General features: G+C 49.0%; 1 protein-coding gene. It reads left to right on the forward strand.

Annotation, left to right across the window (positions count from 1 at the left end; genetic code table 11):
* Positions 1-1,155 (forward strand): hypothetical protein (locus DPQ22_RS08955; RefSeq protein ID WP_190323199.1); only part of this gene is annotated, 1,155 nt, incomplete at both ends.

The raw sequence follows: 1,155 nt of genomic DNA on the forward strand, positions 1-1,155 counted from the left end.
CTGGTATCGGCGCTGCTGTGGGCCTTGGCGGCCATGCTCTGTTGAATAATTGGTTAAGCCGGAAAGGCTTGTCGCAAGCAGAAAATGCCGTGCTGAATATGCGCGATAAAATAGCTGATAAAATGCGGGTGCGGCGAGCACCGACAAATAAGGAGCAAGACTGGGCGGCGCAATTAAAAAATATTGATGAAACCCTTAAAAAAGGCGGTTCGACAGCCACTGATAAAGCAAGGCAAGAAAGAGCTATGGAAGTGCTTTATGGGAAGCCTGTCAGAGACGCGTGGAATAAAGGAGAAAAGCCGAAAATAAGAGCGAATGCCGAAACCGCTCGCGGTATGAGTGAATATGAAGCATTAGTAGCTGAAATCAGCAAAAGAGATGGGCGAACAAGCGATGCGGCTATTGATAGAGTAATGCCGGAGGAAATTGCCGCTAGAGATGCGGCCAAAAAGAATTTTGATGCGTGGAAAAAAGTAGGGAAAAGTGAGGGTTATACGCAAGCCAAGGCTGAACTGGATAGAACGCAAAGTGCTTTAGACGCCAAACGCAAGCGGCTGGAAGGAATGCGTCAAAGGTATATCGATAGCGTTTACGCTGGAACCCCTATAGAAAGGGAACTATCCAGAGTTAATCCCGCCGCCCGTTATGGGCGTGAAACAGGGGCGGCGCGAGCAAATATCGGTGATGAAAGTGTTAAGCGCAATTATACAGACAATTTTGATTTGGCGCAAGCGCAAGCTGTTTTGAGAAATGCCGGCTTGGAAGAAAATCAGCCCTACCAGCGCGCAATGTGGCAAGGCGACAGGGATATTCGCAACTTAGCTGATATTGGGCAGGAAGATGCGGAAAATCTTTTTAGCCGCCTCGCTCAAGGAACAGAAGACCCAATAACAGGAAAAGCAGTTAACAGACCTTGGGCAGGGCAAGCGCGGCAAGGGCAGATATATGAGGGAAATAAACAGGATTTTCTCCGCGAGGTTGAACGGGGCGGAGTAAAAGAGGACGGAGCGGCTAGCCGGTTTATCCGGCCAGATAGAAGTGGCCCGCTGAAAGATTGGACTCCGGAACAGCGTCAAGATTTAAGGCGATTATTACGCGATGGAAAATACACCTCTAAAGTATTGGAAGGTAAGGCAGAAGTGCGTGAGGGCGGAT

The sequence above is a fragment of the Candidatus Tokpelaia sp. genome, assembly GCF_008636115.1.
Lineage (GTDB): Bacteria > Pseudomonadota > Alphaproteobacteria > Rhizobiales > Rhizobiaceae > QLZD01.